This is a genomic window from Vallitalea pronyensis, assembly GCF_018141445.1.
GTDB classification, from domain to species: Bacteria; Bacillota; Clostridia; order Lachnospirales; family Vallitaleaceae; genus Vallitalea; species Vallitalea pronyensis.
The window spans coordinates 1,986,557-2,013,041 of sequence record NZ_CP058649.1 but is presented as its reverse complement, the minus strand read 5'-3'; the positions used below and the strand labels follow the sequence as shown (position 1 = coordinate 2,013,041).

The following is a 26,485-nucleotide window of genomic DNA, read 5'->3' as shown; positions in this document are numbered from 1 at the left end:
CATCCCTCCTTTATTCTTTTAGTCCAGAGCTGGCCATGGTTTCAATAATATTACTTTGTGTAATGATAAACATGGTGACTGGAACAATCAACATAAGAAGTTGAACGGCTGCTCCTGTTCCCTGCCTTGCTATTCCGCCAAGGCGTATTTGGTTCAAGGCGTAGGGTAATGTTTTTAGTTCTTCACTGTAGATATAAGTACCGCCAGTTGCGTTCCATAAGCCTTGGAAAGAGAAGATGACCAATGTTAACCAGGCTGGTTTTACCATTGGCATGACCACCTTCCATAGAATCTTCCATTCGCTGGCCCCATCTAATCTAGCCGATTCAATTAATGAATTTGGCACATTGACCATGAATTGCTTCATAAGAAAAAGCCCTAATGGAAAGCCAAATGCAGGTATAATGATGGATAAATAACTGTCTAGAAAGCCAATTTTTGACATGGTCAAGTAATTGGGAATAGCTGTCACCACCGGTGAAAACATCAAAGTGGTAATGATAATCTTGAAAAATGTTTTACTTCCTGGAAAACCATGTTTCTCCAAGGCATAGGCTGCCATGGAAGCTACAATCACATGACCTGCTGTTCCAACGGCTGTCATAAAGATGGTGTTGAAAAAATATCGGGTAAAGGGTACCCATGAATTACTCATTAAAACCAGTAAATCCCGAAAATTATTCATGGTGGGATTTCTGACAAAAAATCGAGGTGGAAATAAAAAGATCTCATCCAAGGGCTTAAAGGCATTACTGATAACAAGCACCAGTGGCAGCGCTAAAAATGCACCAATGGCAAGAAGCATAATCAGTATAAACACATCCCCTAACAAGGAGCGATTGGGTGCTCTTTTTTTTAGTACCTTACGGATACTATGCTTTAGCTTATGTTTTTTTCTCCCCATGTTACCGCCCCACTTTCTTCAATAGATTCTGTATGCCTTTGTTGGATAAAATCATGATGATAAAGAGTATGGTTGCTATGGCTGATGCATAGCCCATTTCAAATCGCTGCTGGCCATAATCTTGTAAATGGTTAACCACCGTATGCACGGCATAATCTGTACTTGGCAGACCACACAATTGAGCTGTCTGGTCTGCAATAGCAAAGGATGTTGTCACAGACATAATGGCTCCAAACATCAGTTGTGGACGCATAGCTGGAAGTGTAATGTACCATAATTCTTGCCAACGATTACGGATACCATCCACATAACCTGCTTCATACATGGTTTTATCCACACCTTGCAAGCCCGCTATAAAAGCTAAGAAGCCAGCCCCTAGACTCATCCAAAGCACAACAACAATAATGGAGGACATCATATAAGCCGGGTCTGATAACCATTTGCTGGGTTCATTGATCAGTCCAAAATCCAGTAGGAACCCATTCAAATAGCCATATGCATCGCCACTGAACACAACGCCCCATATAAGGTACACAGAACCGGATATGGATGGTGCATAGAATACCAGAACCATAAATGCCCTTATTTTAGGCGGTAATTCATTAATAAACCAAGCACATAATAAGGCTGCCATATAGCCAATGGGTCCTGTGACGATAGCAAGCACAAAGGTATTTCTAACAGATGTGAGAAAGATATCATCCACTAGGAATAGGTTGCGATAATTCTCAAATCCGATAAACTTAGGTGCTTCTAGCATATTGAAATAGGTAAAGCTCAATCCAATGGACATGAGAACTGGGATAATCGTAAAGGTAATGAATACTGCTGCAAAAGGTGCTACTAGAAAGTAGGCAACTCGGTGTTTATAGATTTCTGTCAATAATGCTTTCAATCGATTCTTTCTCTTATTCAATGCTGTTCCATTATTTTTTACACTTGTTTCAGCCCACTTCATTCTGTCACCTCTTTATTTTCATAACGATCTGGATCAAGTTCTAAGCCAAATTCTTTTCGTTTTGTATCAATTTCCTGATTGATTATCAACACATAATCCAATAACGTTTCCCTTGGGTCTTCACCTTCGTATAAGACGGATCGAAAAGCATTATCCATATGTCGCGGTGTAAAATATCCGCCTGGGACTTCTGGTACACCTTTTACCCATTCCCACTGTTGACTAAGGCTTACGTAATCTTTATATGGCCAAGGTAATTGCTTTAGGGCTTCCACATTAGCTGTCGGGTATCTTGCGGCCGCACCCATGATGGATTCCATCTCTCTTGCATAACGAATCTGTGCATCGGCACTGGTCCACCATTTCATGAATGCCCATGCCTCTTCTTTGTATTGAGAGCTTTTTAACATGATGCATGTTTGCCCATTACTACCAGTGGAACGGTCAATGGTGCCATCCTCTTTCCGAGTTCCTGGTATGGGAATAAATTCCCACAAACCTCTGATTTCTGGTGCTGCCACTGCAAGCTGATTGTATACTGTAAAATCAGAAATACCAATGGGCACTTCTCCAATCCTAAACCGATTAAAAAAATTATACTCAATGGGTAACTTGTAATTGGTAAATAACGCAGTCCATTTTTTAAAAGACGCAATAGCTGCTTCTTGATTAAGAGCTGACGACATGCCTTTTTCTTTATATAGGGTGCCGCCATTTTGATACAAGTACATTTGATAACTCTGAAGGCCTAAGCCTGGCCTTCCACCATTTTGGGGCAAACCTGGTGTTGACACAGGTATAACAAAATCCATGTATTTTTTCTGGATAACAGGTAAGATATCATAGACATCCTGCCATGTCTGGGGTGGTTCTAAGTTCAATTCTTTAAAAATATCGGTACGATAGAATAACATGGGATAAACCTGTGTTTCTGGCAGGCCATAGTACCCTCCTTCAAACTCGAAAGGCACCATGGCACTTTTATAAAATCGATCCTTCACACTGTCAAAATCGCTAAAAGCTGTTAAATCTTGGACGGCGTTTCTAATAGCATAGTTAACGGCTATTTGGTTAAATGCCTGAACCGCTACATCTGGTCCACGACCTGCAACCGTTGCAGGAAGCAGTACATTAGGAGCAACCAGCCTTAAGTTAACCTTCACCCCAGACCGAGGTGTAAATGTATCGTCAATCATGTTTTTCAAGACTTGTGCTTGATCCCGTCCTGTATCAATCCATACGGTCAGTACTTCTTCTCCATCCTCCACATCACCAATGGAATTGTAATCTTCAAAGAAGGAGTATATAAAAAGCTCTGCTTCATGAGCCATCTTTTTTAAGAAGCCATGATCCGCTTTAGGTAATGGTGTACCTGGCGAAGTGATTAAGATATAATCAAGTTCAAGTTTCTGTTCTCTGCTTTCCAAGAGCCATGTACCCAGGCTTGAAATATTGTCCTTAAAGGTTTTAAAGCTTTTCGGAATTTTATAAGGCTTTTGGGCAAAATCCTTTAATTGATAAGACAATTTATCAAGTATAGCTGAATTAGCCCCTTTTTTTCCAACTTGTTCAATGAGCATGTTTGAAACCTCAGCTAACACGTTGCTTTGGTACGTCAGAACTTCCATTTCTTTTGGCAGCTTTTTATCCAGGGCATAATCCCGATATTTATCCGGTGATGAACCCGTAATCATGAGAATTTTCCTATAGATGCTGTTGAGTTGATAAACAGAATCTTCCACAACCCGAATGATATGGGATAAGTCACCTAATGTCACTTCTAGTGTTAACTCATGAGTACCTTTCTCAAGATAGAATGAATAGGGTTCTGTTTCATCCTTAAGCGGAGTCACCCGCCACGCATTCTCATAGTTAAAATTCAGATTTTCCATTTCCTTGAACGGTGCTTCACCATCTATCATCAATTTACGGCTGACATACAAACCACTTTGAAAGTTTTGCCTTTCTTTTAGTGCAATGTTGTATAACCCACTCTCTGGAACGTCGAAGACCCATGTAATGGTTTGGCCAGGCGTTTTCCATTTTTCACCACCTATAGCATTCAGAGCAATTTTAGACCCATGATTAGGTTCTGTTGCTGGTGATGAACGATCCGTAATGGCATAAAGAGTTGGGTCTGATTTATAAGCAGCTTGTTCAGCTTGAATTTTTATAACCTGTTGTTCAACAGGTTGATATCCCTTTGCGTCATAGATTGTCTTTATTTCCTCATAAGTTGGTACCGTTTTGGCTTGTTTTAATGCTAGTTGATTGATAACCATGGGTTCACGAACGGATTCAAGGCGAATGGTATTCCTGCCTTTTTTGAAATAGAATGCATAGGGCTCTGTGTAGTATCCCATGGCATCTGAAATGTACTGCGTTTGCCATCTTGGCACTTCTACTTGCATGGGTCTTACATCATTACCCCGGGCATCTTTCTTAATGGGTTCAATATCCACCCATACCCGATTAAAAACAATGTTTGAAGCACCATCAAAGGGGATCTGGTCATTAATAGAAATACTTCTTTCAATAGTAGAACTTCTTCCTTCCATGGGATAATACGCTATGAATAAGTTATATAAGCCTTCCTGTTCAACCTCTACTGCCCATTCTACAAAACCTGATTCATCCATGACCACAGATTCTCCTGTGGAGCTCTCATAATGACTGACAATTTTAATGCCTTCTGAATCCACAATGTCTTTACCCATTTGAATGAATACATTGGTATCAGGATGCTCGTATTTACCATAATTTTGAAGGTATTGGTCATAGCTGTTTTCCCTAGAAACGACGAGGATATCCCTATTGCTTTCCTTTGTCATCTGGGCTCTATTGGTTGTGGATATTAAAACAATACTTATTACGAGTACCATTACACGTATTTTCTTCATACATATACCTCCAAAAGGACAATGACTTGAAACAATTTATTCACCAAACATATCTTTTAGATACTGTTGTATAGCTGCTTTCTTTTCTTCAATGACTGCGGATGGTGCTTCACCTTCAACAATACGATTAAAAAGTGTAGGTGACACGCGAATATCTTCAGGTGCTGACCAATCAAGGGCATAATTGGATATAGGTGAGAAAACCAATTCTCCACCATTTTCTTCCTTTTGATAATCAATTAACGTTTGTAAGGACTCTTCATCATGCACTCTTTCTTCTATACCTTCGATATAGCCTTCTAATGGGTCGTCATAATAGGGTTCAGTAAGTGCTGCGTAGACCGTTAATAATTTTTCTTTATCTTTCGTGGTTGAAACGGGTAGCACATAAAAGCTAAGTTTAGGAATCAGAGATTTATAGGTACCATCTGATGATGGTCCTTGTGGGAAAAATACAATTCCAAATTCATCTTCTAGATTATTATTGAAACGTGTCAACATCCAATCGGATCCAGCCATCATGGCTACTTTGCCAGATTCAAATAATTTTACCTGAGAATCCCATTCACCTTCTTGTAACGGCACAACAAATTTCTCAACATTATACCATTGGTGAAAGATGTTTAGAGCTTCCATGGTTTTTGGTTCATCTGCAACAAATAAGGGCTTACCCTTTTCATGATCGATCATACGACCACCATTAGCAATAATCATGGATTGACCTAAAGATGCTGGACTATAAGCTGTTAAACCATATTGGTCCACGGTACCATCACCATCTGTATCGATGGTTAACTTCTTAGCCACTTCTGCTATTTTGTTGAAATCCCACTGACCATTTTTGATATAAGCATATGGATAGTCTAATCCGGCTTCATCAAATAATCGTTTATTAAAGGTGATAAACGTATATAATGGGATTGGATTTGTGGCTAATCCATAGGTTTCATTCCCTTCTGTCGTGTTATCCAGAATGAGTTTTGACCATTTTTTCGTATTGTCAAGATTAAGAATATGAGCATAAGGATTCAAATCTTGCAAGACACCAGCATCTTTCCATGCAACATAATCACCTGTTCGGCAATAAATAAGATCACCCAAAGTTTCTCCACTTAACATGCCTTGAACGGCTAACTGAAAATAGTTCCCCCCAATTTGATCATCGCTGCAATCCTTATATATAATTTTCACGTTGTATTTCTCTTCTACTTCTGCAATTCTTTCAATTAACATATCGTTACCACGGGAACTACCTGGTGTTAAATCCGTTGCCCAAGGTGAAGCAACAACAACTTCCATACCGCCAAAGTCAAAGGTTTCTTCAACCACTTCCTCTTCAGCAGGTGGTTGTTCTTCTGCCTCTTCTTCACCACCTTCATTTTCTGCTGTTGTCACCATTGAACTTTCACTATCTGGCGTACTTTTTTCTTTCTTCGTACTGCATCCTGCCAACAATGATACAAGCATTACAAGTACCATGAATATGGATAACTTTTTCATGTTTTCCCCTACTTTCATTTAGTTTTAGTTGTTATCATCCGTGAAGCTAAATGACTTGATAACTAATATTATTTTATCTTTGTTGCACAGGATTGTGTGTTTCATAATTTATGAATCTGTCACAATTTTTGTCATGGTATGAAAAAAGAAATGTATTTCACTCTTATCTTGAAATAATCCCATTGCTATTATGTCTCATGCAAGCTATACTAATTTCATTACGGACGAATTGGAGATCATTATGTTAAAAAGAACGCAGAATCAAAAAATACGTTTACACGCACTAAACATCACACTAGTCATTATTTTTTTATTATCGTCAACAACGGTTATGGGAAAAGACAGGATTGTCTCCATGGAAGATGTTCCAGGTGAGTCCATAGATTTTGTCTATTTCTATGTGAATTTATGTGAAAATTGTACAGAAGCTAAGGAGCAAATTAATAGGTTTATGAATCAGATAGAGGCCGCTGACCTACAGATAACCATTAACTTTATGCGCCATAATATCAGCTATTATGAAGGAAGTGCCTATGATACCTATTTAGCCTATCTTGAGCATTATGGTCTAAAACCAGAAGAAACATCTACCCCTATTTTATTTGTTGGGGATACATACTATAAAGGTGAAAAAGATATTCAATCAGGACTTGACGTGCTTTTGTCGGAAATAAGAAGTGGCTTACGACCAACAACCCCTATTCTGACGTCTATAAGGACAAAGAATGAGCAAATGAAAGATACCTTTGACGGCTTTAATCTCCTAAAGATGTTTGTTATCGGGATCGTTAATGGTCTTAATCCATGTTCATTGTCCATGCTGCTGTTACTCTTATCCCTACTTTTGGTTAAAAATATATCCTTAGTGAAATGTGGGTTGACTTTTATATCGGGTAAGTTCATAGCCTTTATTTTACTTGGTACCTTGCTTTTTCAGAATCTGAGTAAGCTCAATCAATCGTATCTTTTTTATACGAAGCTGGCTATCAGTTCATTTATTATTTTGCTTGCTGTCTTTAATATCTATGATTTTTATATGAGTAAATGGGAACGCTATGGCAAGATTAAGAATCAACTACCAAGTGGATTAAGACGTCTCAATCATATCATCATTGAGAAATTAAGTTCGCCAACACGTCAATGGCTATTGTATATCAGTTTATTTGCATTAGGTATCATCCTAGCCATTAGTGAATTTTTATGTACAGGGCAGATTTACTTGATTACCATCAACTACATGATAAAAACCACCAGTGAACTTTCCCTGCTAGCTGTTTCCTATCTTGTGATTTACGCCCTTGGTTTCATCATACCGCCAACCCTTGTTATCTTAATCATTGTGAAAACAAATGAACTCTTCAATATCACTGAGTTCATCCGTAAGAAGATGCCTTATATCAAATTAATAACGGCTATTACATTAATTATACTTGGGGTGCTTACATTGTTTTTGTAGTGGTATGACGGGTCTAACCCATGTGAATGGTATATAGATTTTCATAAAAGCCAAGAGTCGTGAGAACATCATGACTGACTTGGTGGATGGTAACGGATTGGTCAACATGCATTAATGCATCTTCTAACGCAATGAGCAGCCTTTTTCTCACTGCACTCTGATGGATAAAACATGGGTCCGGGTCTTGAAACCAAGCCATGCTTTTCTCCTTAATAAGTGATTTGGGTATGGATAGCTTGTTTATTTTTCCTTCAAATATAATGTGATTGTGCTGGTCTTTTAGTATAAGCTCTATCATTTTGCAACTCCTATCTCCATGCTCTATAAAAAACGTATGGCTATCATTATACAGACTCCATGTCTAATGGTAAAGTCAATCTATAAAATATCCAATAGCTTATTTTACTTCCTAGAACATTAATAAAGCCCATCAACCTTTCAAGTTAAATGGGCTTTTTTCTATATACCAGTAATTTTTATCTATTTGCTTATCATGTTATATCAATAGACACTTCTTGTGCTGCCTGTACAACAATGTGCATATCATTTAATCCAATATGCCCTTTATAGAGATGTCGTTCTGCGTTAAGGGTCATGATGGTATCATATAATACCTGATAATCTGCATGGGCTACTTTCTCAATGGTATCATAACCCGCTTCATATAGAACACGGGCGAACGTTGTATTGACCCATTGTATCCTTGTTAAATCAGTTAATTGTGTCAGTTCCATAATGTCCTGTTCACTTATGCCTGTTTCCCCAGCAAGTTCTGCCCGTTTCTCAGGGGTTAAAACCCGATCAAAGAGGTGCCGGGTATTCTTAATACCACATGCCTCAAGCTTGGAAATGGTATCTGTGGCAAACCCATTGAAATCTTTTAACTTTCTAGGCTTGGTCTGAATACTTTTTAACTCTGAAGAAAGTACCTTTAGATAGGCCTCTGATAGGCATGGTGCTTCTGCTAATGCCGATAACTTATCTTTTTTCTTTAACATTTTTTCAAGCTCAAGCACATTCTTAATGCCAATGCTTTTGAAATATGCAAACCGTTGGTCAATATCTTCTCTTAGTATCATTCGGCTAGGTATTAAGATTTTCTTTTTTAGTTTTTCAAGATATTGGTCCATGGTGATGGTGCCAAAATCAATGTAAAATCCCATGTTCATCATCCTTATAATTTTTTTGAAGCTTATCTGGTAGGATAGGCATGTATTATCTACAACTTTTTTCCCTTCTACTAGGTCATGTACATTGTCCATCTATGCTTCTATTCTAGGTTGATTATAGCACGATAAAAACTTACACACTTTTCCATTCTTGCTATCTTGTTGTCCATTCTTAGTAGATCATGTTTCCTATGGGTATTTTCTTCAGATTCATGGCATCACATCCTTTTTAGTCTAGTGACCCGACTAGCCAATTGTCTTAATCATATATTGACTGGTTTTCACGCTGGTGAAAAATCTGGTTATGGGATGGTCATAAACCTTGTTCACTTTGAAGCCCATTCTTTCATATAATTTTCTGGCTCTTTTATTACGGCCTATGACCATTAAGGTATATTTTGTGATGTCCTGCTGCTTTTGAGCCTGCTCTTCTCCAAATGCTAATAAAGCTGCTCCAATACCTTGCCCACGATAATCAGGATGTACAGCTATATGATTCACCATCATTTCGTCTTTCTTGACTTTCGCATCTTGCAAGAGTAATGCCATCCCAGTAATCGTGATGCGCCAAAAGCCAAACTTACGGAATAACTTCACCAAGTCCATTTTGGGATTTTTTCGATTTTTTTGTTGTTCAAACCAATTTAAGTGAAGTACCCCTACAACTTTTTGTTGATATGTGGCCACATAATGCCCCTCTAAATTGGATGGATCAAAAAAAGGTACCGCCAACGTCAGGTCTATGATTTTTTCATCTGTCCAAGATTGAAGCAACACGTACTTTGCTCTAAAGGCATATGTCATGATCACTGCACTTGATTTAAAATCAGCTTTCGTCATTGGTCTAATTTTTATTTCACTATGGGTCATACATAAACTCCTTTCACCACTGCCATTTTTTTATCATACCATGTGTTTTTTTAAGGCTTACCAAATGGTATAAGATATAAGAATTTAAAATTATAATGATTATACACCATTCTTAAAATCTATACAATGAAAAATCATAATCTTTTTACAATTTCTCCTAACAAGGTTACTTCAACAAGGAGCTAATAGGCTACAAAAGAACGAATCCCTAGAACTGACCTTTTCATTTTATGCAAACACTGACCTTTTACACAAGACAGTCTTTCCTTTATAATGTCAAATAAATAGAACAGCTGTCTATAAATCATGTAACAAGGAGGTATTTTTATGAACGATAGATATGTATTAAATAAGCATTTAGCCCAAATGTTAAAGGGTGGTGTCATCATGGATGTGACGAACACAGACGAAGCAAAGATTGCTCAAGAAGCAGGTGCTTGTGCTGTTATGGCATTAGAGCGTGTGCCTGCGGATATCCGTGCCCATGGTGGTGTGGCAAGAGCTTCAGACCCTCAAATGATAAAAGACATACAGCATGCTGTCTCAATCCCCGTCATGGCAAAAGTAAGGATTGGTCACTTCGTGGAAGCTCAGATTCTTGAAGCATTAAGCATCGATTATATAGATGAAAGTGAAGTACTGACCCCTGCTGACCCAGAACTCCATATTGATAAGACTCTATTTCAAGTGCCTTTTGTCTGTGGAGCCAAAAATCTAGGTGAAGCATTGCGACGCATATCAGAAGGTGCATCCATGATACGAACGAAAGGTGAACCAGGGACAGGTGATGTCATTGAAGCCGTTCGCCATATGCGCTTGATGAATGCTGAAATACGCCGAATCAAAAGTCTAAATAAAGATGAACTCTATCATGCTGCCAAAGAGCTTATGGTTCCCCTAGACCTACTTACAACCATCCATGAACATGGTCGTCTACCTGTGGTGAATTTTGCAGCAGGCGGCATTGCCACACCAGCAGATGCAGCTATGATGATGCAGTTAGGCTGTGATGGCGTTTTTGTTGGCTCGGGTATATTCAAATCAGGCGATCCAAGAAAAAGAGCTTCAGCAATTGTCAAAGCAGTCACTTATTATCAAGATCCTAAGATTCTTGCAGAAGTCTCTGAAAATCTGGGTGAAGCCATGGTTGGTATTCACGTCTATGACATCAACCAGAAGGACCGCATGTCAGAAAGAGGGTATTAAGAATGATTATTGGTATTCTGGCTCTACAAGGAGCATTTTATGAACATAAATGCATGATAAAACAACTGGGGCATCAGGTGATAGAAGTACGAAAACCCTCTGATTTAGATACCATTCATGGCTTGATTCTACCAGGGGGTGAAAGCACAACCATGTCAAAACTTCTGGTAGATGTTGGCTTACTGGCACCTATACAAAAGAAAATTCAGCAGCATCTACCCATATTAGGTACGTGTGCCGGTCTCATTCTTCTTGCCAAAGAGGTAGAAAACTGCACGATACCTACACTTGGGGTGCTTGATATCACCGTGAGAAGAAATGCCTTTGGTCGTCAATTGGATAGTTTTATGGTCCGTGACATCATACCCAAACTCTCTAAGAAACCCATTCCTATGACGTTTATACGAGCGCCCTTCATTACGAGGGCTGCTCATCCTATTGACGTATTACACCGAATAGATGGTCATATTGTTGCCGTTCAACATCAGTATATAATGGGTCTAGCTTTCCATCCGGAATTATCCAATGATACCACCATTCATGAACATTTTCTCAGGTGTATAGCCATACCCATACATACACCAGTCCATTAACAACACCCATAAAACTGGACTATGGGAGCATACATTTTATGATAGCAAATGGTCTAGGAAGATGACGTTATGATGCTTTCAACCTAAACGTTATGGTTATAGGGTTGGGCTTGGCCTTCTATGGCCCCACTTTTCGCATAATAGCGTATACTTTCCTACGTCATACCATAATTGATTAAATCCATATACACATTGATTTCTCTTACATTAACAAGTCACTGGACTCTTTCACATAATATATGTTTAACGCATGTAATGCTCTGGTCATGCAGACATACAACAACATCCCATCCAACTTATTCATTTTATAATGGTCTTGACTGCCATCTGGAATAATAACGCAATCAAATTCTAAGCCTTTAGCAAGATAGGAAGGTAACAGGACAATCTGCTGGCTGTACTCCGCTTCTTTATCCTTTAACCATTGAACATGTATCCCTTTATTGATCATATGATGATACATCTTTTCACACTGTCCATTGTTTTTGCATATAATCGCAATAGAATGGTAGTCACGTTTATATTTATTCAGCTCCATGGCAATGGCATCAACGATGTCCATGTCATTCTCTTTTTTAATTTTTTGTACTTGTAACCCATGTCTTAGTACGGGATGTGCTGTTATGATATTGTCGTCATCTACTTTTTCAATGACTTTATTGGCTGCATCCATAATCTCCACTGTGGTACGGTAACTCTTTTGCAGATACTTCACTTGACATTCCTCTTTAAACACTTGTTGCTGAATAACTTTCCAATCCTGAGTTCCTCTATGATAATGAATACCTTGTGCAATATCGCCAAGTATGGTGAACGTCGCTTCTTTCATGATGGCCTTTAACACATAAAATTGAAAGGTTCCAAAATCTTGTCCTTCATCGATGACGATATGTTTGACCTGTATTTTTTCGGTGCTTTTTAATTGATACTGCAAATACATAAGGGCTGGTAAGTCCTCGATTTCAACCATTTTTTTTGTACGAATATGTTTGGACATCTCCTTAAAGGCACCCATTAAATATGCCTCGTCACCTACGAGCCTTTTGATTAAATCCGTATTCATTAAAAATTGCTTATAATACTGTAGTATGGATTTTTTAGGTTCTTTTAAATAGGCATGCATCTGCTTCATAAAATTCTTTTTCATATGTTTAAACCGTTTTTGCTGCTCCAGATGCATCTTTTTCATGGTCTCATTATCTTGTACCATGTCTATCCCAGTATCATTCAGGTTTATTTGCGCATCTTTTATGGATTGGTAAATGTTATCCTCTATATCATTTTTATGATTTTCAAATTGCGTTTTTAAGACATTCTTAATCATTTGTATACTTTTTAATACGGAATACCTTTTATAATACTCGTAAAACATAGCCGATAGTTTATCTGCACGGATAAAAAGAACCCCTTCAAAGATGAAATCATCCCTGGGAAGTATGTCATGAATCATCTCATAAATAAAGACGTCCAGTATTTCTTTATAGGCCATGCCTGTTTTTATCTTAGATAGGGCTCTTAATGCTTTTATTTCTTCATGGTTTTTGTTCTCAATCATTCGCTTTAACTTATCATCATTCTCTCCAATGGAAAAGGATTCGGAGACAATATCTCTTGTTAGGATTTCCATGGTTGTTTGTTCCACATCTTCAACCCCTAATTCTGGCAACATATCCTCTATATATTGCAAAAATAGCTTATTTGGTGCAATGATCATGAATTCATCTGGTTTATATCGATGCTGATAGGTGTAGATCAAATAGGCAATGCGATGTAGTGCAATGGTTGTTTTACCACTTCCAGCAACACCTTGTATAATGAGAGATTTTGCTAAATCTGCACGAATGATTGCATTTTGCTCAGATTGAATGGTGGATACAATATCTTTTAATTTTGTGTCTTTCTTGTCTTCTAAGGCTTCTAAAAGCATTTCATCCAGTGCTGTTACATCAATATCTGTTATTTTTTCCAGATAGCCATCTTCAATCTTATAGTTTCTTTTTAACAATAAGTCACCATCAATTCTACCTGCTGGACAATGATAATCCACTGGACCAATGTTACGATCATAATACAGTGTGGAAATGGGTGCTCGCCAATCGGTTATCAGCATAACCCCATCGTGATCGCTTTCATGGTCCATTAATGATGCTTTGCCTATATAAATATCCGCTATCTTACTCTGATTGCTTTCTTTAAAATGAATTCTTCCAAAATAGGGATTAAGAAAGGCTCCATTTAGTTTTTTCATTCTTTGATTGTCCATATATACCATATGGGGTATCACATCCTCATTCACATGGGTATAGGTTTTATGCCTTAATAAGTCTATTTCTTCTTCAATTATCTTTTTGATATAGGTTAGCCTTTCTTTTTCCTGCCTATAATCTTCATGTCTTTTCGCTTCCATCACTATTTACCTCCATCTCTTTTTGTTCATGTGTATCTTATATTGTATATAAAACAAAAAAAATTACTAGACTTATAGTTTTGGTTGTGTTAAACTATTGAATGTGAGAATACCTATTTTTACGATTATAGGTTTTAGTACAATTGCATGGTGTATTCTGTGTTAGATTACGTGCCTTACACATACATAACAGATATTGTTAGGATGAAATGAATTTGATTATTTTATGATAAAAAAAGGACTACTTTTGGCATATACTCCAAAAAGTAGTCTTTTTCGTTTTCCTCTATATAGCTTCAGACCGTAAACGTCAGTGATTTTGTCCAATAACATGTGATGTTACTTGAACGGGTATTCGCATCACCAACTATGTTTTGCCTTTGACTAGTTTGACATGTTCTCTACAATTTCAGTAAAAATGATACCAATAGCTGTTGCTCCAGCATCTGGGTGACTTAAACTGCGTTCACCTACATAGCTTGCTCTACCTTTACGTGCTACCATGTCTTTTGTTTTTTCCGCACCGTCAACAGCAGACTGGGCTGCTTTTTTCATGGCATCTTTCATGCTTATATTTGAAGCAGCACTTTCTTTTAGAGATTCGGTAGCTGGTATAATTGCATCTAATAAAGTTTTATCACCAAGCTTAGCCCCACCTCTTTTTTGAATGGCATCAATGCCGCTTTGGAACAGTTCTGCTACTTCACTTACATTCAAATCTTCTTTTCCTTTTGCGTATTTAGCCGCACCTCGAAAAGCGGATCCCCATATAGGGCCTGAAGCTCCACCGCAATGCTCCGTAATGATCATACCGCTGTCTTTTAAAAATTGAGCAATACTTTCTTTTGAAAGCTCCTCCCAATTTTCTTTAAGTACTTTAAACCCTTTTGCAACAGACATACCAAAATCACCGTCTCCTGCCACAGAATCCAATTCACAGAAAGGTACCTCATTTTTTATAATGATATCAGCCATTTGGTCAACGACTGTCATGACACTCTTTAATGTAGCTTTTTCCATTGTAGACCCTCCCTTTTTCTTTGTTTTGCAGGTTATTGTTTCAATGCAATGGTATCCACTGGCGCATCCAATAATTCTTTTAATGCATCGTCTAATTTTAAAAGTGTTAAAGAAGCACCAGCCATATCGATTGCGGTCATATAATTACCAACGAATGTCTTATACACTTTAATATTTGCTTTTTCCAGTAACTTATACACTGCGTTATTCAGCACATACAACTCTTGTAATGGCGTACCACCTAGCCCATTGACCATAAGAGCTACTTCGTCACCCCCATGAAATGGAAGGTCTTTTAGCAATTTATCTACCATCTCTTGAGCAAGTGTATCTGCTGACTTAATGGATTCCCTAGCAATACCTGGTTCCCCATGAATACCTACACCAAATTCAATTTCATCATCCCCTAGTTCAAAGGTTGGGGTTCCTTTTGCTGGTACGGTACAGGATGTGAGAGCAAAACCGATTGATCTTACGTTTGCAATGACCTTCTCCGCTACAGCTTTTACGTCTTGAAGGCTATCGCCTCTTTCAGCAGCAGCCCCTGCGATCTTATGGACAAGCACTGTCCCTGCTACACCTCTTCTACCAACTGTATAGAGGCTGTCCTTTACAGCTATATCATCATTGACATATACCTTTTCAACCATGATGTCATCATCTTCTTCTGCCATTTCCGATGCTGCATCAAAATTCATGCAGTCGCCTGAATAATTCTTGACGATTAGGAGGGTTCCTTTATCGGATTCACTATCTAGAATAGCATTATAGACTTGAATGGTAGAAGGCGAAGCAAATACATCACCGCAAACGGCAACATCCAACATGCCTTCACCCACTAACCCGCCATGAGCAGGTTCGTGTCCGCTTCCCCCACCACTGATCAGGGTTACTTTATTTTTATTCAATGTTTTTCGTGTGATTAATTTATATTTTGATTTAAATGCAATCTTATCAGGATGTGCAGCAGCCATCCCTTGACACATCTCTATCACTAAATCTTCTGGTTTATTGATTATTTTTTTCATATGGAACCTCCAAGTTCATCTGCTGTTATAATGGCTGCATAGACATCTTCTACCGTCACATCAAATGGCATATTATAAATGGTTTCGCCCTCAGCACATGCTGCTTTAGCGATTTCCATCACTTTTTCAGTTGTAACGTCTGTGACGCCTAAGTCTTTTAAACAAACAGGTAATCCCAAGGATTGACAGTAATGAAGCACCTTATTTAATTCCTCTGATGGTGCGTTTTCTAAAACAAGGTGTACGATGACACCAAAGGACACTTTTTCACCGTGGAAATAGTGATGTGTTTCTTCAAGAACTGTTAAACCATTGTGTATAGCATGTGCAGCTGCCAATCCACTACTTTCAAAACCTAAGCCACTTAATAAAATATTTGCCTCAATGATATTTTCTAGAGCAGCTGTTACCACATTATTATCACAGGCCGCTTTTGCCTTTAATGAATCCGCTAATAATGTCTCATAACATAATTTTGCAATGGCAAGGGCAGCTAAAGTACTCTTACCACCTGGAATATTATTGGCATAAGCTTTTGCACAAGACCGTGCTTCAAAATAAGTAGAAAGAGCATCCCCCATGCCTGCTACTAGGAAACGACTTGGTGCTTTCGCAATAATCCCTGTATCCACTAAAACTAAATCTGGATTTCTTTTGAAAAAAATGTATTCTTCAAACTCACCATGTTCCGTGTATATGACAGCAAGCCCACTACATGGTGCATCTGTTGATGCAATGGTTGGTACGACAATAACTGGTTTATTCTCAAAGTGTCCTACTGCTTTTGCCGTATCTAAAGCTTTGCCCCCACCTAAACCAATGATCACGTCACAATTATCTTTTGCGCACATTCTTCGCAATCTTTCAATCTCTTTTTTGGTACATTCCGTATTAAATCCACCATAAATGAGATTAAAGTTTTCTTTTTCATTTGCTTCATCCAGATGATGTTGCACTCTTTCTTGATCATCTGTGGATGCAACAAGAAGTGCATTGTACCCAAATCCCCTTACATATGACCCTAAATTAGATAATTCATTGTTACCTTGCAAATATTTTGCTGGTGATATCAATACCTTTTTCATCATACATCCTCCTTTTTTTTGAGTAGATCATGAGATAAACCCTATACTTCTTATACCTTAATTCTATAGTAATCTATTTTATGTGCATTTACATTAAAATAATATGGCTTCTTACAGGAATTATTAGTAGTATTTTCATACACAAATCCTATTATTTTGTTCAAAAATAGTAAAATCCAGCAAAAAACGCAAAAAATAATAGGCATAGTTGTATATCTATACCTACCCTTATTATTATAACGTAAAACATGACATATATACCGATGCTTTAAAGGTAATTCTTTCCTTTAACCTTTTTTCTATAGACTGCTGGAGTTAAATCAACCATTTTTTTGAATACCTTAATGAAGTAGCCGCAATCTTCAAAACCCAAGTCATAAGCAATATTTAAAACCGGTTGCTTCGTTGTTTGTAATAACACTTTGGCTTTTTCAATTTTTACTTTATTCACGTAAGTTGAAAAACTATCCCCTGTTTCACGTTTAAATAGTTTACTACAATAGCTTGGACTTATGTTACATAAAGATGCAATGTCTTCAAGATATAGTTTCTTGGCATAATGCTCATGAATATAGTGTAAGGCTGGTTTAATAAGAAGGTTAATATCCTCCCTTTCGTGGTGCTCTACATCATCATGGTTAGGGTTAGGCATGAAATCATGAGGTAATACATCTTGTGGCCTAAATTGCTCTTTACCCATATATCGCATTTTTTCATTGAGTTCATTTAAGGATATTTTTAACACAGCTTCATTAACAAGATAGTTACTCATATGAAACAGCATGTTGGAAATAGCTTGTACCTTTTGTAACGTCATAATGGGTATTTTTTTACGGAGTTTGTGAAAATCATGTTCCCATTCACAATGAACTTTATCGTATTGCGCATTAACAATGTTCTCAAGATTCTTTTTGTTTTCATCATGCTTAATAAACACTTGGCCTGCCATGATGGCTCCCAGGTACTGATCATGTACCATAATGGGTACTGCAAAATCAATCAAGCCAAAATGGCATATATAAATATAGGGTTTTTGGGTTCGAACAGCTTCTAAGCCACCTCGTGCATCACATTTTTGGCATAGTTTTGCATATTGAGGATGACTTCGAATCAATGTACAAAAATCGCTGCACCTGCTATGCTTTGTTATAGGAGCACCTTTATAGTCAACGGTTAATACAGCCATTTCAGTTGCTTCAGCAATATCATCTTGGATTTTTTGAAACTTATCCATGTTTATAATGTACTCCAACCGTGATAAATTGTTTTTCACAACTATCCCTCCTATGTTGTTTCAATCCTCCTACTTCTGCATCTATAATGACCAAACATGACTACTGTTTCTTAAATGATTTCAATAAGAATGGTCATCATGACACCTGCCAAAATCAAAGATATACTACTGATGGCTCCAACTTCTTGACCAATCTCTACTGCTTTTGATGTACCGATTGCGTGGGAGCTTGTCCCTAATGCAACCCCTTGTGCTATTGGATGTTTTACCTTCAATAGCTTAAAAAGTACCGGTCCAAAAATGGTACCAACAATGCCCGTCATGATGACGGCTATTACCGTAAGACTAAGAATGCCTCCCACACTTTCTGACAAAGGCAGTGCAATAGCTGTTGTCACTGTTTTGGGTATGAGGGATTGTTTGATTGCAGCACCCACATGAAACAAGTAAGATAAACCCATAACCGATAGTGTTGATGCCAAGATGCCGGATATAACCGATATGGATATGATATGGAAGTATTTTTTAACCAAATCAAAGTTTTTATAGAGGGGTAGTGCTAGAGCAACTGTAGCTGGATTAATAAATCCACTGATGATACTTCCGCCTTGATTATATGCGTCGAAGGGAATATCAAAAGCAAGTAAAACACCTATGATGCCAATCATTGCGATTAATAAGCTGTTTGCTATTACACCCAATTTTTTATTGACCATAACGCCAATCTTATACATGATAATCGTGATGGCTAACCCAAACAGAACATCATGCGTTAGTATTTCTTTCATGTAAAGACCTTCTTTCCTTCGCCTGCTGATGCAGTGCCATCATAAGCTTTGCCACCAATGATGTGGTTATAAATGTTATGATTGTTGATAGAATGACGATGGCTAGGATGGCTGTAATATTACTTGACAAAAGCTCCATCTGCGTCATGATTCTAACCCCTAAAGGAACAAAAAATAATGCCATATTATCCAATAAGATATCACTGATTTCCTTCATTTGACTCATGCGTACTTTTTTAAATTGTAATAACAAAAAAAGGATGACTAATGCTAATATAGCTTCTGGAATATTGATTAATGGGTTGATGTAGTATTGAATAACTTGGCCTATTTTTAACAGGATAATAATAAAGGAAAACTGTATCAGCACATTCATGATGGTATATCCTTTCGTCCATTGGTTTCTATGACACTTTTTGCTAACTCTTGTATATCCTTACGCTTTTTAGTATGTAAACCATTATGTGAAGTCTATCATATACGTAAGATAAATTCAATAGTAGCCATTTCCAAATACCTCTCAAGGACAAAATTGGTTTTTGAAACAGACCTTATAAATGGCTCCATATTCTATCTTTATAACATGCTCATGTTAATTTCGAAAGTCTTTTCTCCACAAGTTTCAATAGCTTTTTATAGGTTAGTGGCGGTCCATGGTTGACTTGTTTATCTTCAATAAATAAGCCGTCTAGTATGCCCCACTCACGAAAAACGTCTTGGTGTATCGTATTGATTTCATTTAACACCACTCGATGTTCATAAAGGGCTTTAACCCGCTTGGCTCGTTCCAGCAATAGATTTTGAACTGGACAGTGTCCACTGTAAAAAACAGTTAAGGTGACTTTTCCTGGGTTAGTGTTAGCCTCAGGTGTTTTAACTTGCTTCATCCATTTTGGGATAACAGCATCTTCAACAAAGGGCTTCCACATGAGTAAAGCCATACCGTTTTTATCCACCTTTTTATAGCCTTGTTTTTTGTACCATGATGCCTTCATCCAAAATGGCATGGAAACACCCCAAGCAACCATACCTTTTGCTCCACGGGATTGAGCATCTTCTTCTGCCGCTTTTAATAAAGCCTTACCCATACCTTGCTTGCTAAAATCGCCTCGTCCTTCTTTATGTTTATGAACCCATATACAATCAATAAAGTAGACGTCTTGTCCTACAGCATTAGCATGTTCTATTGGTAGATATTGAATCATCCCACCAACATTGCCCGTATCATCTACAGCAAGCTTTACACCTAGGCCTTTATCTTTCATGTGGTTATACCAAGTACATTTGTGGTTGCCAGCTTCCTTCATTTCTTCCGACCAATCTTCCAAACAAACAAAAAACAATGACTCATGTTCCTTTGTTAAGTCCATTATTTTCACTTGATTCATCTCCTTAACGATTCCTAAAGAATCCTTTATATATAAGATTGTACATTTATTTAGTCTGATGTTCAATACCTATTGTCAAAGATGCAAAGAGATGTCAGAGATAACCTAACACTTGCAACAGGAGGGCTTATAATTATAACAAAAGGGCTGTTTTGTGTCTTGCAAAGCATGTTGTTCCATTAAAGACAGTATCGTTAGTGAAAATGCTTGTATATCCAAATGCTGAACTAGGGGCTTTCTATAAGACAAAAAAACAGGAAGATTGGTCATCCAATCTTCCTGATGGTCGTGATAATACTATAGGCGATTAATCATACTGGCATTGTAGGCAGCACCGAAACCATTGTCAATATTAACGACACTAACCCCACTGGCACAACTGTTGAGCATGCCTAGCAACGTAACCACACCTCCCAGATTAGCACCATAGCCAACACTGGTAGGTACTGCAATGATGGGTTTATCTACCAGACCACCTACAACACTTGCCAAAGCCCCTTCCATACCTGCAACAACGATAAGCACTTTTGCCTCTCGAATTCTATCCATTTGGTTAAATAGCCGATGAATGCCAGCAACACCAACATCGATGATCTTTTCCACTTTATTACCAAATATTTTAGCCGTTTCATAGGCTTCTTCAACCACTGGCAAATCGGATGTACCAGCTGCAATGATTGAAATCTTTGATGACGTTTCTTGGTATGCTTTATTGACGATACTGATGGTTCGTCCTAAAGGATTGTATCTTGCTTTAGGACATGCTTTAACCACCGTCTCATACATATGGTCATTACTTCTTGTTATAAGCACATTTTGACCTTTCGCTTGCATGTATGTGGCTATTTCAGTCACTTGCTCACTGGTCTTTCCTTCACCATACACAACCTCTGGATAGCCAACCCTAAGCTCACGATGGTTATCTATTTTTGCAAAACCTAAATCGCCAATTTGTAAAGATTCCAGTTGCTTTACCGCATCATCTATTGTCAAATCACTGTGCTTTACGTTATGCAGTAATTGTTCCAATTCATATTTTCGCATGATTGACTCCTTCCTTACCTAGAATACATGGGACATTGGTTACTTCCCAATTTGTTGATTGAAGCTGCCCATGGTATAACCGGAAGCTTCAATGGTCACATAGTCATAACCATAAGTTTTAAGTGTATGGGATATCTTATCTAATAATGCTTCATCAAACAACTTTTTCCTCATGTTTCTTGCAACTTCTATCCGAGCAAGCTGACCATGAGAACGGACTCTAACAGCTCGAAATCCAAGTGTCATTAAATAAACTTCTGACTTTTCAATGCGTTCTAGTTCTTCTTGGGTAATGGTTGTATCGTATGGAAGCCGGGTGAGTAAACAAGCATAGGCTGGCTTATCATGGGTTGTTAATCCTACTTCCTTTGATGATTCCCGTATCATCTCTTTGGTCCACTCACAAGCCATCAATGGACTGCGTACATTTAATTCGTGAAGAGCAGCAAGTCCTGGTCGATAGTCTTTTGTGTCATCTACATTGGACCCATCTACCACTACCTTGACACCTTGACGTTTTGCCTCTTCCAGTATGGATGAGAAAATAACTTTTTTACATAAATAGCATCGATTGGATGGATTATGTGCAATGGATTCATGGATGGTTGCTGGCAAAATAACATGGCGTATACCTATTTCTTTAGCCAATACCTTAGCTTCATCAATTTCCCATCTTGGTATATAAGGGGAATCCACTGTGATTGCAACGGCCTTATCTCCAAGAGCCTCTCGTACTGCATAGGCTAAAAATGTACTATCAACACCGCCTGAAAAAGCAACAGCTACACTCTCCAATTTTTCTATATAAGCCAATAGTCTTTTATAAGCACTCAATCCGCGTCACACACCTTTTTTTCCACTGCATCATAGATTGCTTGAATGGGAACACCTTGTTCATGAGCTAATCTTGCACAGTCTTCGTACTCAGGTTTACATTTAATACATTTACCCTCATAGTAGAGGTTTTTAACTTTTACTGAACCATATGATGTCTCAACGTCCACAAAATCCCGCTTTAGCATGGATTTCACAACCTGTGTTTCCCTCACACCGCCAGATGATGTTTCAGTAAACATTATTTTTTGGAGCGCTTCTCTATTTTCTTTTGAGAACAGAATACTTAATGTTACTGCTGGTCTGCCTTTCTTCATCATAATAGGTGTCTTATAGACATCCAGTGCGCCAGCATCAAAGAGCTTTTGCTCAATGTATGTGAAGATTTCAGGATTCATATCGTCAATATTTGTTTCCATAACGTATTGGTTTTCTATGACCAAATCACCAGGTGCATCCTCTATTTCACCCAAATAAACACGTAAGGCATTTGGCACTTCAAAATCTTTGTAACCCAAGCCATAACCTATTTTATGGATACGCATGTCATGTTCATCTTTATACGCTGATACAGTAGCCTTGAGGATGGCTGCACCTGTTGGTGTAGTCGTCTCAAAGGGGACAAGGTTGTATTTTAATGGTACACCTTGTAATATTTCTACTGTTGCTGGTGCGGGTACGGGCATTTTCCCATGAGCACAGGTCACAAAGCCGCCGCCTACTTGAATACTGGATGCTATGATTTTATCCACTTGAAGTGCATCAATACAAATGGCCGCACCTACCATATCCACAATGGAATCCGTAGCGCCTACTTCATGAAAATGAACTTCTCCCATAGGCTTGTTATGCACTTTACCTTCAGCTACCGCAACCAGTCGAAACATCTCAATACTTAACGCCTTAACCCCATCACTTAGTGTACTCTTATTAATCATGTCTTTAATCATGGTAAAGTTTCTATGGTGATGATGGTCATGGCTATGATTGTGAGCATGTTCATGGCTATGTTCATGCCCATGGTGATGAGCATCATTATGACTATGTTCATGTCCATGCTGGTGAGCATGGTCATGGCTGTGTTTATGTCCATGTTCATGAGCATCGTCGTGACTATGTTTATGTCCATGTTCATGAGCATCATCATGGCTATGTTTATGTCCATGTTCATGAGCATCATCATGGCTATGTTCATGTCCATGTTGGTGCGTATCGTCATGCTGATGATCATGAACGTGGTGGTGATGGTGGTCATGGTTATGCTCATGAGGATGATTGCCTTCTTGGGATCCTTTATCATGATGAAGAATGACTTCCACCCTTGTTCCACTGATACCACATTTCATGCCTTTTGTCACAACAATATCGTATTCCTCTTCAATATTCAGTTTTCTGAGTTCTGTTTTTAAATAATCTTCTTTAACACCTAAATCAAGTAATGCACCCAGATGCATATCACCGCTTATACCGCAAAATACATCATAATATAATACTTTCATATCATTCTCCTTTTTAACCAATTACTTAGAACAGACTGGACATCCTTGCATCCTCAAAGGCAATTCAAGGTGGCTTTGGCATAATAATGCTTTATTCTTAAATATGGTCATGGGTTCTCCATCACCCTGTATCTTACCTTCATATAAAACAATAATGCGGTCACACAAATCTAAAGCCATATCCATATCATGTGTTGTGATGATTTTGGTTTCATTTCTTGTGGTTAATAACCTTATTAAGCCTCTTCTTGACCTTGGGTCTAACCCAATAGATGGTTCATCCAGAATGAGTATTTCTGGATTGGTCGATAAGGCTGTGGCCAAGGTTATGGTTCGCTTTTCCCCACCTGATAAAGTATATGATGGCCTGTCAGAAAGATGCAAAGCATCTACTTCTTTCAGTATTTTTCTAACCCTGTCTTCTACTTCCTTCTTTGACAGGCCTTCTTGTCTTAGACCAAAAGCCACATCTTCAAAAACAGTGGGCATAAAAAGTTGGTGATTAGGATCTTGAAAGGTATAACCTACTTTTTTTCTTATGGCCTTAATAGCCTTTGATGAAACATCCATACCATCTACTAGAACACGTCCCTCTGTGGGTATGATTAGACCTGTCATCAATTTTATGAGGGTTGATTTTCCTGCTCCATTAGCACCAACAATGCCTACAGATTGTCCTTTTTTTATCTTAAGATTAACTGCCTTGAGAACTTTCTTATGGGTATACCCAAAACTGACATTTTCAAAAACAACCATGTTCCTCTCCCTTAACTGCATCCCATTTATATCTCAATTGAACCACCGCTGGTATCATAACCCCTTAACACCATGGCATTGTAAATCTCATTGGACCGGTGATACGACCTTATCATAATCTGACCAACCAACGATCCCCATGTATGGATGTGTATCCCATGACCACGCCTGGAGCGAAGACTGTATGCTTCCATTGTTCGATGCACTTCTCCCAACAAAATAGTGATACACCTGTACATAAGCAATAATAACATCACGAGTCTTACAGGCACTTTGAGCCTGATAAGACTTCTTCCTATTTCTTCAATGGGTGTTGTTGCAACCAACAACAGGGTTGCTGATAAGGTCCACATGGCTTTGATAAAAAGCGTTACAAAGGAAATGATGCCACCACTTATAGCAATTTCACCGACTTTTATGACCATCTCTCGATCTAGAAAAGGATTGAATACACCTAATCCCATACTTACAATAGCAGGAATAATCAGCTTATTACCAACAACACCAAAGGGAATATCAGCTATGGTGATGATGATGATGGGATAGATGCCAAATAGGAGCAGCTGGCTAAGCTGATATTTACCAAGGGAAGTGACAACAACGATATACAATAATGTTATCAGAATCTTCATGATGGGATGCACCTGATTCCACCAAATTTTACGCCTGGCAAATTGTTCCAGTTCAGCTAGATTGAACATGGACAGGAGTCTTTTATTCATTTTGTGACACCCTTCTGCCACGGCGTTTTATGCCTATACCCAGCAGTAGTACAATACCAAGTGTTATGAAACTGCCTACAATGCCCGAAACACTGGTCTCTGCTTTGTCCGACGACATGCGACCGCCAAACCCATAATCTGGCATGAAAGAAATCTGTTCTTGGGCTCTTTCAAGCCAGTGAATGACCGTTGATTCATTCGCTACTTCTTCCGTGTTAGCTGTCTTAAAAACAGCCCACTCCAGCCCATCTGGATTGGAAGAAGCAAATAGTGAGATTAAGCCTCCCACTACAAGAGCCGCCACCATTACCTTCATAACAAGATGCCGCTTAGGTTTCATGGCTGTTTTTACGTCATCAGATTGTTGATGAGCATAGATGAAAGCTGCATTCTGGCTATATAAGTAACTCACAATCAACCCTGTAATCATGCCTTCAACAATGCCAATGGCAAGATGAATAGGCTGCATGAATAATAAAAAGGTGGATAATGGCAATTCTGTCCGACCAGAAAACCAAGTCTGAGCCACAACGCCCAGTGAGCCAAGCTGTAAACCAACGATAGATGCCAGTATGGCTCCAATGATAATCCGCCTCTTTGTCACGGCTTTACGAACCATTGGACGAAAAATCATAGGATAGGCTACAAAACATGTAAAAAAGCCTAGATTAATCAGATTACAACCAAAAGCAAGCAAACCGCCATCAGCAAAAAACAGTGCCTGTATTAACAAGACACTTGCCAGTGTCAAAAATCCTGCGCTGGGTCCTAGGATAATGGCGAGAAGAATTCCCCCGCCAATATGACCGCTTGACCCGGTACCTGGTATAGCAAAGTTAATCATCTGTGCAGCAAATAAAAATGCACCCATAACCCCCATAAGGGGTAATCTTTTCTCAAATACCTCACCTTTTAATTGATGAATCGAATAGCCCATAACACCTGTACTTGCAGCTAACATGGTACCGCCAACAATTGGTGAGATGAGCGCATCACCCATATGCATATGTATTCCCCCTCTTCTATTTTAACTTACTACTATTTTACTTACTTCTATTTTAACTTACTTCTATTTTAAAATCCAGTACACGATATACAACATGTTTATTTCTTTATCACTTTTT

24 protein-coding genes are annotated in these 26,485 nt (G+C 38.3%); 3 read left to right on the top strand and 21 right to left on the bottom strand.

Annotation, left to right across the window (positions count from 1 at the left end):
• Positions 1-10: 10 nt before the first annotated feature.
• The 4 genes from HZI73_RS08280 to HZI73_RS08265 are packed head-to-tail and all read right to left on the bottom strand — an operon-like array spanning position 11 to position 6,262.
• Positions 11-904 (bottom strand): carbohydrate ABC transporter permease, encoded by an 894-nt coding sequence (locus HZI73_RS08280; protein WP_212697777.1) that lies wholly within the window; start codon positions 902-904, stop codon positions 11-13.
• Between the two features lies 1 nt (position 905).
• Positions 906-1,862 carry a carbohydrate ABC transporter permease gene (locus HZI73_RS08275; RefSeq protein ID WP_212697776.1) on the bottom strand — a complete coding sequence of 319 codons (957 nt, stop codon included), beginning with the start codon at positions 1,860-1,862 and terminating at the stop codon, positions 906-908.
• Positions 1,859-4,762 carry an extracellular solute-binding protein gene (locus tag HZI73_RS08270; RefSeq protein ID WP_212697775.1) on the bottom strand — a complete coding sequence of 968 codons (2,904 nt, stop codon included), beginning with the start codon at positions 4,760-4,762 and terminating at the stop codon, positions 1,859-1,861. The genes HZI73_RS08275 and HZI73_RS08270 overlap by 4 nt, the downstream gene beginning before the upstream one ends.
• Positions 4,763-4,798: 36 nt before the next feature.
• Positions 4,799-6,262, bottom strand: a complete 1,464-nt coding sequence (locus HZI73_RS08265; RefSeq protein WP_212697774.1) for an ABC transporter substrate-binding protein — start codon at positions 6,260-6,262, stop codon at positions 4,799-4,801.
• A 241-nt stretch (positions 6,263-6,503) separates the two neighbouring features.
• Here HZI73_RS08265 and HZI73_RS08260 point away from each other — a divergent pair, with 241 nt between their 5' ends.
• Positions 6,504-7,718, top strand: coding sequence for a cytochrome c biogenesis CcdA family protein (locus tag HZI73_RS08260; protein WP_212697773.1), 1,215 nt, complete (start codon positions 6,504-6,506; stop codon positions 7,716-7,718).
• Between the two features lie 13 nt (positions 7,719-7,731).
• Here the strand turns inward: HZI73_RS08260 and HZI73_RS08255 are convergent, their stop codons facing one another.
• From HZI73_RS08255 to HZI73_RS08245, 3 genes are all read right to left on the bottom strand, one after another.
• Positions 7,732-8,016 (bottom strand): hypothetical protein, encoded by a 285-nt coding sequence (locus tag HZI73_RS08255; RefSeq protein ID WP_212697772.1) that lies wholly within the window; start codon positions 8,014-8,016, stop codon positions 7,732-7,734.
• 193 nt (positions 8,017-8,209) lie between these two features.
• The gene (locus tag HZI73_RS08250; RefSeq protein WP_212697771.1) at positions 8,210-8,881 is read right to left on the bottom strand and encodes a DUF4332 domain-containing protein; all 672 of its coding nucleotides are present in this window, start codon (positions 8,879-8,881) and stop codon (positions 8,210-8,212) included.
• Positions 8,882-9,133: 252 nt separating this feature from the next.
• Positions 9,134-9,757, bottom strand: coding sequence for a GNAT family N-acetyltransferase (locus tag HZI73_RS08245; RefSeq protein WP_212697770.1), 624 nt, complete (start codon positions 9,755-9,757; stop codon positions 9,134-9,136).
• 327 nt (positions 9,758-10,084) lie between these two features.
• Between HZI73_RS08245 and pdxS the strand changes: the two genes are divergently transcribed.
• Both pdxS and pdxT read left to right on the top strand, forming a co-directional pair.
• Positions 10,085-10,963 (top strand): pyridoxal 5'-phosphate synthase lyase subunit PdxS, encoded by an 879-nt coding sequence (gene pdxS / locus HZI73_RS08240; RefSeq protein ID WP_212697769.1) that lies wholly within the window; start codon positions 10,085-10,087, stop codon positions 10,961-10,963.
• A gap of 2 nt (positions 10,964-10,965) precedes the next feature.
• Positions 10,966-11,556 (top strand): pyridoxal 5'-phosphate synthase glutaminase subunit PdxT, encoded by a 591-nt coding sequence (gene pdxT / locus HZI73_RS08235; RefSeq protein ID WP_212697768.1) that lies wholly within the window; start codon positions 10,966-10,968, stop codon positions 11,554-11,556.
• Between the two features lie 202 nt (positions 11,557-11,758).
• Here pdxT and helD read toward each other — a convergent pair whose 3' ends face one another.
• The 14 genes from helD to HZI73_RS08165 form a co-directional block, all read right to left on the bottom strand.
• Positions 11,759-13,963, bottom strand: a complete 2,205-nt coding sequence (helD, locus tag HZI73_RS08230) for an RNA polymerase recycling motor HelD (RefSeq protein WP_212697767.1) — start codon at positions 13,961-13,963, stop codon at positions 11,759-11,761.
• Between the two features lie 384 nt (positions 13,964-14,347).
• Positions 14,348-14,983, bottom strand: a complete 636-nt coding sequence (gene dhaL, locus HZI73_RS26750) for a dihydroxyacetone kinase subunit DhaL (RefSeq protein ID WP_212697766.1) — start codon at positions 14,981-14,983, stop codon at positions 14,348-14,350.
• Positions 14,984-15,015: 32 nt separating this feature from the next.
• Positions 15,016-16,011, bottom strand: coding sequence for a dihydroxyacetone kinase subunit DhaK (dhaK, locus tag HZI73_RS26745; protein WP_212697765.1), 996 nt, complete (start codon positions 16,009-16,011; stop codon positions 15,016-15,018).
• Positions 16,008-17,099 (bottom strand): glycerol dehydrogenase, encoded by a 1,092-nt coding sequence (locus tag HZI73_RS08215; RefSeq protein ID WP_330619707.1) that lies wholly within the window; start codon positions 17,097-17,099, stop codon positions 16,008-16,010. Before HZI73_RS08215 ends, dhaK begins: the two co-directional genes overlap by 4 nt.
• 265 nt (positions 17,100-17,364) lie before the next feature.
• Positions 17,365-18,369: a PocR ligand-binding domain-containing protein gene (locus HZI73_RS08210; RefSeq protein WP_212697764.1), complete on the bottom strand. Its 1,005-nt coding sequence runs from the start codon at positions 18,367-18,369 to the stop codon at positions 17,365-17,367.
• A gap of 71 nt (positions 18,370-18,440) precedes the next feature.
• The gene (locus HZI73_RS08205; RefSeq protein WP_212697763.1) at positions 18,441-19,118 is read right to left on the bottom strand and encodes an LrgB family protein; all 678 of its coding nucleotides are present in this window, start codon (positions 19,116-19,118) and stop codon (positions 18,441-18,443) included.
• A complete protein-coding gene (locus tag HZI73_RS08200) occupies positions 19,096-19,494 on the bottom strand; it encodes a CidA/LrgA family protein (RefSeq protein WP_212697762.1) in 399 nt (132 codons plus the stop codon). Before HZI73_RS08200 ends, HZI73_RS08205 begins: the two co-directional genes overlap by 23 nt.
• Positions 19,495-19,705: 211 nt before the next feature.
• Complete coding sequence (locus tag HZI73_RS08195) at positions 19,706-20,488, bottom strand: GNAT family N-acetyltransferase (RefSeq protein WP_246552526.1); 783 nt, start codon at positions 20,486-20,488, stop codon at positions 19,706-19,708.
• A 315-nt stretch (positions 20,489-20,803) separates the two neighbouring features.
• Entirely contained in the window at positions 20,804-21,550 is a 747-nt protein-coding gene (gene larB, locus HZI73_RS08190; RefSeq protein WP_212697760.1) for a nickel pincer cofactor biosynthesis protein LarB, read from the bottom strand.
• 39 nt (positions 21,551-21,589) lie between these two features.
• Positions 21,590-22,384 (bottom strand): ATP-dependent sacrificial sulfur transferase LarE, encoded by a 795-nt coding sequence (gene larE, locus HZI73_RS08185; protein WP_212697759.1) that lies wholly within the window; start codon positions 22,382-22,384, stop codon positions 21,590-21,592.
• Positions 22,381-23,883, bottom strand: coding sequence for a nickel pincer cofactor biosynthesis protein LarC (larC, locus tag HZI73_RS08180; protein WP_212697758.1), 1,503 nt, complete (start codon positions 23,881-23,883; stop codon positions 22,381-22,383). The genes larE and larC overlap by 4 nt, the downstream gene beginning before the upstream one ends.
• Positions 23,884-23,904: 21 nt before the next feature.
• Entirely contained in the window at positions 23,905-24,639 is a 735-nt protein-coding gene (locus HZI73_RS08175; protein WP_246552409.1) for an energy-coupling factor ABC transporter ATP-binding protein, read from the bottom strand.
• Positions 24,640-24,665: 26 nt separating this feature from the next.
• On the bottom strand, positions 24,666-25,361 hold the full coding sequence (gene cbiQ / locus HZI73_RS08170) for a cobalt ECF transporter T component CbiQ (protein ID WP_212697756.1): 696 nt from the start codon (positions 25,359-25,361) through the stop codon (positions 24,666-24,668).
• Entirely contained in the window at positions 25,354-26,367 is a 1,014-nt protein-coding gene (locus HZI73_RS08165) for an energy-coupling factor ABC transporter permease (RefSeq protein WP_212697755.1), read from the bottom strand. Before HZI73_RS08165 ends, cbiQ begins: the two co-directional genes overlap by 8 nt.
• Positions 26,368-26,485 lie beyond the last annotated feature (118 nt).

Excerpts from the sequence above, each read along its gene's own strand:
- HZI73_RS08280 (WP_212697777.1), bottom strand. The coding sequence starts at position 904 with ATGGGGAGAAAAAAACATAAGCTAAAGCATAGTATCCGTAAGGTACTA.
- HZI73_RS08275 (WP_212697776.1), bottom strand. The coding sequence starts at position 1,862 with ATGAAGTGGGCTGAAACAAGTGTAAAAAATAATGGAACAGCATTGAAT.
- HZI73_RS08270 (WP_212697775.1), bottom strand. The coding sequence starts at position 4,762 with ATGAAGAAAATACGTGTAATGGTACTCGTAATAAGTATTGTTTTAATA.
- HZI73_RS08265 (WP_212697774.1), bottom strand. The coding sequence starts at position 6,262 with ATGAAAAAGTTATCCATATTCATGGTACTTGTAATGCTTGTATCATTG.
- HZI73_RS08260 (WP_212697773.1), top strand. The coding sequence starts at position 6,504 with ATGTTAAAAAGAACGCAGAATCAAAAAATACGTTTACACGCACTAAAC.
- HZI73_RS08255 (WP_212697772.1), bottom strand. The coding sequence starts at position 8,016 with ATGATAGAGCTTATACTAAAAGACCAGCACAATCACATTATATTTGAA.
- HZI73_RS08250 (WP_212697771.1), bottom strand. The coding sequence starts at position 8,881 with ATGGGATTTTACATTGATTTTGGCACCATCACCATGGACCAATATCTT.
- HZI73_RS08245 (WP_212697770.1), bottom strand. The coding sequence starts at position 9,757 with ATGACCCATAGTGAAATAAAAATTAGACCAATGACGAAAGCTGATTTT.
- pdxS (WP_212697769.1), top strand. The coding sequence starts at position 10,085 with ATGAACGATAGATATGTATTAAATAAGCATTTAGCCCAAATGTTAAAG.
- pdxT (WP_212697768.1), top strand. The coding sequence starts at position 10,966 with ATGATTATTGGTATTCTGGCTCTACAAGGAGCATTTTATGAACATAAA.
- helD (WP_212697767.1), bottom strand. The coding sequence starts at position 13,963 with ATGGAAGCGAAAAGACATGAAGATTATAGGCAGGAAAAAGAAAGGCTA.
- dhaL (WP_212697766.1), bottom strand. The coding sequence starts at position 14,983 with ATGGAAAAAGCTACATTAAAGAGTGTCATGACAGTCGTTGACCAAATG.
- dhaK (WP_212697765.1), bottom strand. The coding sequence starts at position 16,011 with ATGAAAAAAATAATCAATAAACCAGAAGATTTAGTGATAGAGATGTGT.
- HZI73_RS08215 (WP_330619707.1), bottom strand. The coding sequence starts at position 17,099 with ATGATGAAAAAGGTATTGATATCACCAGCAAAATATTTGCAAGGTAAC.
- HZI73_RS08205 (WP_212697763.1), bottom strand. The coding sequence starts at position 19,118 with ATGAAAGAAATACTAACGCATGATGTTCTGTTTGGGTTAGCCATCACG.
- HZI73_RS08200 (WP_212697762.1), bottom strand. The coding sequence starts at position 19,494 with ATGAATGTGCTGATACAGTTTTCCTTTATTATTATCCTGTTAAAAATA.
- HZI73_RS08195 (WP_246552526.1), bottom strand. The coding sequence starts at position 20,488 with ATGGACTTAACAAAGGAACATGAGTCATTGTTTTTTGTTTGTTTGGAA.
- larB (WP_212697760.1), bottom strand. The coding sequence starts at position 21,550 with ATGCGAAAATATGAATTGGAACAATTACTGCATAACGTAAAGCACAGT.
- larC (WP_212697758.1), bottom strand. The coding sequence starts at position 23,883 with ATGAAAGTATTATATTATGATGTATTTTGCGGTATAAGCGGTGATATG.
- HZI73_RS08175 (WP_246552409.1), bottom strand. The coding sequence starts at position 24,639 with ATGGTTGTTTTTGAAAATGTCAGTTTTGGGTATACCCATAAGAAAGTT.
- cbiQ (WP_212697756.1), bottom strand. The coding sequence starts at position 25,361 with ATGAATAAAAGACTCCTGTCCATGTTCAATCTAGCTGAACTGGAACAA.
- HZI73_RS08165 (WP_212697755.1), bottom strand. The coding sequence starts at position 26,367 with ATGCATATGGGTGATGCGCTCATCTCACCAATTGTTGGCGGTACCATG.